At 70.9% G+C, this 729-nt stretch carries 1 protein-coding gene and 1 pseudogene; one reads left to right on the top strand and one right to left on the bottom strand.

Annotated elements, in window-relative coordinates:
* The coding region (locus tag IF00_RS0140360) for a trypsin-like serine protease (protein ID WP_030327099.1) at nt 1-250 on the bottom strand (250 nt) is incomplete at its 3' end.
* Between the two features lie 206 nt (nt 251-456).
* Here IF00_RS0140360 and IF00_RS46610 point away from each other — a divergent pair.
* Nucleotides 457-729: pseudogene (locus IF00_RS46610) on the top strand (erythromycin esterase family protein); the annotation flags it as partial.

Genomic DNA, 729 nt, shown 5'->3' with positions numbered 1-729 from the left:
TGACGCAGTGGGCCGCCGTCAGCACCCACTGGGGATCGATCAGCGACGCCCCGCAGTTGCCGTCGTACACGCCGTACTTCGGGGCCGACTCGGGGATCGACGCCATGAACGGATAGCGCTCCGTGGAATCAGTCCCGTTGACGATCGCCCCGGCGCTGCCGGCCATCAGAGTGGCGCATGTCGCGACGGCGAGCGCGCCAACGGCAGTGGTGCGCGTCGCGCGGCGGCCGGCCGACTTCAAGCTGAACACAGGGGAGGTTCTCTTCCTCGTGAATCCTGGTGTTCCCGATCAACCCTGCTGGTCAGGGATCCGCCGGACGATCCCGCCAGCGGGTGCGAACGCGGTGGGGCTGTCCCCCGAAGAAGCCGGTGGGGCACCCCAGCGCAGTCCGCGCCCCAGGACACGAAGATCACTTCATCGGCTTGGGGAGCCGTCGTACAGAAGGAGTGATCGCAATGCAGGAGTACACAAGGACGACCGGTCGGCGAGGGTTCCTCGCGCTCACGGGAGCGCTGGCCGCCACGGCGGTGACCGCTCCCGCGTCCGCCGCACCACCGGCCGTCCGAGCGTCCTCGACCCCATCCGCCGGGTCCGCCGCCTCGGCCGTGCCCGCCGGCTCCGGCTCTGAGCACCGGGAGACACGCCTCGTACGGTCCCTGGAACGGGCCGCTCACCCGCTGCGCTCCACGGAGCCCGGTGGCCGGACCGGGGACCTTCGGGCGCTGAGC

This window comes from Streptomyces flavochromogenes (genome assembly GCF_000717595.1).
GTDB lineage: Bacteria > Actinomycetota > Actinomycetes > Streptomycetales > Streptomycetaceae > Streptomyces > Streptomyces flavochromogenes.
Note: the sequence above shows the minus strand (reverse complement) of the source record. Positions and strands in the feature narration are given on the sequence as shown.